At 52.5% G+C, this 5,342-nt stretch carries 10 protein-coding genes; 5 read left to right on the forward strand and 5 right to left on the reverse strand.

The window, feature by feature from the left end; translation table 11 throughout:
- On the forward strand, nt 1-251 hold a 251-nt coding region (locus tag MVC73_RS01635), incomplete at its 5' end, for a hypothetical protein (RefSeq protein ID WP_297506267.1).
- Between the two features lie 79 nt (nt 252-330).
- Here the strand turns inward: MVC73_RS01635 and MVC73_RS01640 are convergent.
- The 5 genes from MVC73_RS01640 to MVC73_RS01660 form a co-directional block, all read right to left on the reverse strand.
- Nucleotides 331-714: a DUF2283 domain-containing protein gene (locus tag MVC73_RS01640; RefSeq protein WP_297506269.1), complete on the reverse strand. Its 384-nt coding sequence runs from the start codon at nt 712-714 to the stop codon at nt 331-333.
- Nucleotides 689-832 (reverse strand): hypothetical protein, encoded by a 144-nt coding sequence (locus tag MVC73_RS01645; protein WP_297506271.1) that lies wholly within the window; start codon nt 830-832, stop codon nt 689-691. Before MVC73_RS01645 ends, MVC73_RS01640 begins: the two co-directional genes overlap by 26 nt.
- 22 nt (nt 833-854) lie before the next feature.
- Entirely contained in the window at nt 855-1,037 is a 183-nt protein-coding gene (locus MVC73_RS01650; RefSeq protein ID WP_297506273.1) for a hypothetical protein, read from the reverse strand.
- Between the two features lie 150 nt (nt 1,038-1,187).
- Nucleotides 1,188-1,601 carry a secondary thiamine-phosphate synthase enzyme YjbQ gene (locus MVC73_RS01655; protein WP_297506275.1) on the reverse strand — a complete coding sequence of 138 codons (414 nt, stop codon included), beginning with the start codon at nt 1,599-1,601 and terminating at the stop codon, nt 1,188-1,190.
- The gene (locus tag MVC73_RS01660; RefSeq protein WP_297506277.1) at nt 1,601-2,488 is read right to left on the reverse strand and encodes a thiamine-phosphate synthase family protein; all 888 of its coding nucleotides are present in this window, start codon (nt 2,486-2,488) and stop codon (nt 1,601-1,603) included. The genes MVC73_RS01655 and MVC73_RS01660 overlap by 1 nt, the downstream gene beginning before the upstream one ends.
- Nucleotides 2,489-2,604: 116 nt before the next feature.
- Between MVC73_RS01660 and pyrB the strand changes: the two genes are divergently transcribed.
- From pyrB to MVC73_RS01680, 4 genes are all read left to right on the forward strand, one after another.
- Nucleotides 2,605-3,540 (forward strand): aspartate carbamoyltransferase, encoded by a 936-nt coding sequence (pyrB, locus tag MVC73_RS01665; protein WP_297506279.1) that lies wholly within the window; start codon nt 2,605-2,607, stop codon nt 3,538-3,540.
- Nucleotides 3,541-3,996, forward strand: a complete 456-nt coding sequence (gene pyrI, locus MVC73_RS01670) for an aspartate carbamoyltransferase regulatory subunit (protein WP_297506281.1) — start codon at nt 3,541-3,543, stop codon at nt 3,994-3,996. It abuts the gene before it with no gap.
- 38 nt (nt 3,997-4,034) lie between these two features.
- Nucleotides 4,035-4,841 (forward strand): hypothetical protein, encoded by an 807-nt coding sequence (locus tag MVC73_RS01675; RefSeq protein ID WP_297506283.1) that lies wholly within the window; start codon nt 4,035-4,037, stop codon nt 4,839-4,841.
- The coding region (locus tag MVC73_RS01680; protein ID WP_297506285.1) for an AAA family ATPase at nt 4,838-5,342 on the forward strand (505 nt) is incomplete at its 3' end. The genes MVC73_RS01675 and MVC73_RS01680, both read left to right, overlap by 4 nt.

Consider the following 5,342-nt stretch of genomic DNA (forward strand, 5'->3'; position numbering starts at 1 on the left):
CTCTTTATGGATTTCTAGAGATATGGATAGAAACAGGAGTTGCACTAGGATTACTGCTATTGGGTATACTCAAGGGATGGTTTATCTCATCAACTGTCATACAGCTCTCCGGCGTTATTCTTTCCCTGGTAGGGACTGCCTCTTTTATTTTGATGATATTCTCATACCTCCGATACAGGGACTACACCAAGCAGCTCCTAGCGATTCAGCTCAAGAAGACCGACAAGGCAGAGCTCTCAATAAAGCTCTGAACCTCCCATTTTTAAATCCCAAAACCTCACTCTTTTTCAAATTCCATTCAATTATTCAACACCGGGGTAGAATAAAGAATCAGACAGTAATTGAAGAAGCTAGCGGTGGAATGCCCGAGTTGGCCACCTCAAGTATTTTATTGCTCTTCCGCTCCTTCTTATGCTGGAGGGCAACGATAGAAAGCTTCAGCCTAACCCACTTCTCATTAACATTTATCTCAGCATGGAGGCTCTTAATGTTCCAAAGCACATACTTGTCAACACCAAACTTCTTCGAGGCTTCCAACAGCTCAAACCCAACCACGTCAATCTTATTCCTACCTGGCAACATGCCGAAATCCAAGATGAGGTCGTCTCCAACCATGATTGAGTACTTATACTGCCTATCCGGAACGCTAACAAACAACGAATCAACGATGGGGTCATAATCAATGGGCTTAAACTTCCTCTTGACCTCGCTCATTGTCAACCACCTTAACCCGCCTACTCGAAGGCTGAGGAAACGCCGTCACCACAGCCAGCCTCATTTTACTCTTTCTCTCCCTGGCCTCAACGACAATAATTAAATCCATACCATCCATCTCAGGGTGCAAATACGTTAACTTAAACCTGTTCTCCCCCCTGTTGCTCGATCCCCCTCAAATACTTCCAGCGGTTGAGCAACACATCCTCGACCAGCCTCGGCCTAATGTTCCTCTCCTGCAACCTTAACTTCACATGCTCCGTGAGGGAAATCTCTGCAATACTGCCCGAACTGAGGAGCTTAACGAACTTCACGAAATCCATGAAACCTCAAACATCACTCATCACCCACTCTTAAATACATTACTGACGGAAAAATAAGTTAAAAAAGGAGTCAATAGGTCTTCCAATCAGTCTCGTTAGGGGTTCCGCTTAAAGAGGACTACCCATTGTAAAAGTCGAGAAACTGACTGCTTACTCCCCAACGACCTGCACCACGACCCTCCTGTGCCTCGGCCTGACATCAAGTTCAACGAAGAATATCTGCTGCCACGTTCCCCTCACGAGACGGCCGTCAACGACAGGGAAGCATTCGCTAGCTCCGAGGAGAGTGGCCCTCAGATGGCTGTGGGCGTTATCATCGATTCTGTCGTGAAGGTATCCCCTTCCCTTAGGAACAAGCTCCCTCAGGATTCTCTTAAAGTCCTCCAAGAGACCACTCTCGTGTTCTATCGTGACTATCGCACCCGTCGCCCCGGGCACGAAGACGAGGGCATGGCCGTTTTTTATTCCACTCTCTCTCACGACCTTCTCGACTTCCCCCGTTATGTCCACGAGGTCTATCTCACCCATGGTGGAGAAGCGTAGCTCCCCGGTAAAGACGGCCATCACATCACCTCCAGCAACCTCTTGACCTTTCCAACGACCTCAAGGGGATTCCTGCCGAAGATGTAAACGAGAGGTTCTACGCCCTTTCCACCACCGTCAACAATCGCATCCCACTCGGCGCTTTCAAAGGCTTTCGCTATGGTCTTGACCGCCTCCATCTCTGAGAGACCGCCGGTTCTTACTCGGGTGAACTTCAGTCCGGCCCTCTCAAGGGCTCTTTCAACGTCTTCACCGTAGCGAATGTTCAGAACGCTCCTGAGCGAGGGCCTTCTCTTCATTACCTCAACGACCAGGCTTGCGGTAAAGACGCTCGCCCCGAACTCCGGAGGTAACGCGTAGGGCCTGCCCTTGACGAGGGTTATCCTACCGGGAACGGCGGCAACATCATCTGGCCTTCTGGCGTTAGCTGGGGCATAGGCGAAGTTGCTCCTTACTTCAGGAATCAGACTGGAAAAGCCCTCCAGTGAGAGAAGTTCCCTGAGGGCCACATCAAGCTCGTCCAGAACGGCTGAGCGCGGGAACGGTGGGACGAGTTCCCTGCAGAGGCCTTCGCTTACGCCGGCGTACGATGAGTAGTGCCTGCAGACTTCCTCGGTTGTGAACAGCTCGTAGAGCCTTCTGGAGAGGAGGAGAAGGACTTCCTCCTTCGAAGAGCCCCCGATTATAAGCCTTGAGACCTCCTCAGCCACTGCATCGAGGAGCTTTGAGACCCCCTCTGGAGGGACCCTGTATTTCCCGGCGAGGTACTTGCTGACCATAGCCTGGGTTATTCCAAGATAGGACGCTATCCTGGCCTGCCTGAAGCCGGCCCTGTAGAGGGCCTCGGCAATCTTGGCCCTCAGATAGGGCATGAGTTCCTCGGCGATGTAAACGCTGGGCGTCCTCATAGCATCACCCTAAAACCGGGTTATTAAACTCGGCGGAGTTTAAATCGTTATTGTCGCCAAGTTTATGTCAAAAAAAGACTTAAAAACCCATCGGAATTTACACCGGAAGGGCTCTTATGGACTGGAAAGGTCGCGACGTGATAAGCATACGGGACTTCTCGAAGGAGGATATCGAGTTTGTTTTAAGTGTTGCCGAAAGGCTTGAAGAGGAACTCAAGGAAAAAGGTTCACTCGACTACGCGCGCGGTAAAATCCTCGCGACGCTCTTCTTCGAGCCGTCAACGAGGACGAGGCTTAGCTTCGAGTCAGCTATGCACAGGCTCGGCGGTTCTGTTATAGGCTTCTCCTCTGCATCGAGCACGAGCGTCAAGAAGGGTGAAAGTTTAGCCGACACGATAAAGACCGTAGAGCAGTACAGCGACGTTATAGTCATCAGACACCCGATGGAGGGCGCGGCGAGGCTCGCGGCCGAAGTCGCTGAGATCCCCGTCATCAACGCCGGCGACGGCAGCAACCAGCACCCAACGCAAACTTTGCTAGACCTCTACACGATAAAGAGAACCTTCGGGAGAATAGACGGCCTAACCATAGGTCTGCTCGGCGATTTGAAGTACGGGAGGACCGTCCACAGTTTAGCCGAGGCTCTAGCCTTCTACGACGTCGAGCTCTACCTGATTTCACCCGAGCTCTTGAGGATGCCGAAGCACATCGTTGATGAGCTCCGTGAGAGGGGCTTAACCGTTCACGAGACGACCGACCTTGAGGGCGCGATTCCCGAGCTTGACGTCCTCTACGTGACGAGGATTCAGAGAGAGCGCTTCCCGGACGAGGAGGAGTACCTCAAGGTCAAGGGTAGCTACCAGGTGAACCTCTCAACCCTCAAGAACGCGAAGGAAAGCCTGAAGGTAATGCACCCTCTCCCAAGGGTTGACGAGATACATCCCGAAGTGGATAAGAGCGAGCACGCCCTCTACTTCAGGCAGGTCTTCTCAGGTGTTCCGGTGAGAATGGCCCTGCTCGGACTAACGCTTGGAGTTCTGGAGGGGATTTGAATGCCCGAGCTGAAGGTTGAGGTTATTCCCGAGGGGACTGTCATAGATCACATTCCAGCAGGGAAGTGGCTCAAAGTAATAGAGATACTCGGCCTGACCAGGCCCAACGGCGGGACCCTGCTCATAGCCTCCAACGTCCCGAGCAAAAAGCTCGGAAGGAAGGACATCGTGAAGGTCGAGGGGCGCTACCTCAGCGAGGAGGAGGTCAACAAAATCGCCCTGATAGCGCCGCTTGCAACGGTTAACATCGTGAGGGACTACAAAATCATCGAGAAGTTCAAGGTGGAAATCCCGGACGAGATAGTCGGAATCCTCAGCTGTCCGAACCCGAACTGCGTCAGCAACCACGAGTACGTAAAGCCAAGATTCAGGGTGGAAAGCAGAGAACCGCTAAAGCTCCGCTGTTACTACTGCGAGAGAACAATCGAGGGGGACGAGATAATAGGCAACCTCTGAGCAAGGCTTTTTAACGTTCTTCCCCTCCCTTCTCCGTTATGTTCACGGTCGATGAGATAGGCGAACTGGTCAGGAGTATCAGGAGGGAGCACAACCTCCCGGAAAGTCCGTTCAGGATAGACGAGGTTCGCTATGACAGAGAAGGCGACAAGCTCTTCATAATAGCCCACGACAGGACGGACAAGAGCGTTGTGATAGGCAACAGCCTCGTAATAGGAAAGCTCAGGGAGAGGCTTGGGGTAAAGCAGGTGACGGTCTACTCGAACCTCGACCTCGCGATAAAGAGGAGGAAGCTCAGCGAAGCAGAAGAGCTCGTGAAAGGCACCGAGCTGGAGTTCTTACTGCCGATAATCGAGGCGGAAAAGCGCTTCCCGCCAAGGAAGTGGCCGTCTGTGAAAGGAAGCGTTAAAACCCTCGTCTTCCTCAGCTTCAACGCGAGAGCTCTCCTTGGCTTCGCTGAGAGGTTAGGCTTACCCCACGGAGCCGTTGGGATAAGGTACGCCTTCCCAAAGCTGGACTACGAGCCGGTGGAAGGAGAGCCCAAAGAGGTTTTCTTCCCGGGCGAGGAAAAACTCGTGAAACTCGCCCGGGAGAGAAACGCGAAGCTCGTCCTCGCTGACTTTCCCTTCGGGCTGAAATGGAGAAGCGAAACCGCCCTCATGAACCCCTTCAGATTTTTGCACATCGGGTTCTTTGAAATTAAGTACCTCTTCGGCTTTGAGTTCCCCACGATGGTTGATTACGATGCCCTCATCCGCTTTGTGGCTGAGCTAACGTACGAGGGCCTTATGGAATCAACGGATGGGGCAAACCTGATATGGCGCTACTGGAGGCGGAGGAGATGATAATAGGAGTGGTAGGGAAGATTGCCGCGGGGAAAACTACAGTCGCAAAGTTCTTCGAGGAGAAGGGCTTCTGCAGGGTCTCGTGCAGTGAACCGCTTATCGACCTCCTCACCCACAACGTTTCTGACTACTCGTGGATTCCAGAACTGCCGGAAAAGGCGGAGCCGACGCGGGAAAAGCTGATAGAGCTCGGGAAGTATCTCAAGGAGAAATACGGCGGGGACATACTCATACGGCTCGCCGTTGACAAGAAGAGGAATTGTAAGGACATCATCATAGACGGCGTCCGCTCAAAGGAGGAAATAGAGGCAATAAAAAGGCTCGGCGGAAAGGTCATCTACGTCGAGGCAAAGCCCGAGATAAGGTTCGAGAGGCTGATGAAAAGGAGGGCCGAGAAGGACAGGGGCATCAAAAGCTTCGCCGACTTCAGGGAGATGGATGACGCCGAGGAAAGGCTCTACCACACGAGCAGGCTAAAAAACCTGGCCGATTACGTCATCG

This window comes from Thermococcus sp. (genome assembly GCF_027052235.1).
Taxonomy (GTDB): domain Archaea; phylum Methanobacteriota_B; class Thermococci; order Thermococcales; family Thermococcaceae; genus Thermococcus.

Bases quoted from the DNA above. Each gene is read 5' to 3' on its own strand.
- MVC73_RS01640 (WP_297506269.1), bottom strand. From the start codon at position 714: ATGAGCGAGGTCAAGAGGAAGTTTAAGCCCATTGATTATGACCCCATC.
- MVC73_RS01645 (WP_297506271.1), bottom strand. From the start codon at position 832: ATGGATGGTATGGATTTAATTATTGTCGTTGAGGCCAGGGAGAGAAAG.
- MVC73_RS01650 (WP_297506273.1), bottom strand. From the start codon at position 1,037: ATGGATTTCGTGAAGTTCGTTAAGCTCCTCAGTTCGGGCAGTATTGCA.
- MVC73_RS01655 (WP_297506275.1), bottom strand. From the start codon at position 1,601: ATGGCCGTCTTTACCGGGGAGCTACGCTTCTCCACCATGGGTGAGATA.
- MVC73_RS01660 (WP_297506277.1), bottom strand. From the start codon at position 2,488: ATGAGGACGCCCAGCGTTTACATCGCCGAGGAACTCATGCCCTATCTG.
- pyrB (WP_297506279.1), top strand. From the start codon at position 2,605: ATGGACTGGAAAGGTCGCGACGTGATAAGCATACGGGACTTCTCGAAG.
- pyrI (WP_297506281.1), top strand. From the start codon at position 3,541: ATGCCCGAGCTGAAGGTTGAGGTTATTCCCGAGGGGACTGTCATAGAT.
- MVC73_RS01675 (WP_297506283.1), top strand. From the start codon at position 4,035: ATGTTCACGGTCGATGAGATAGGCGAACTGGTCAGGAGTATCAGGAGG.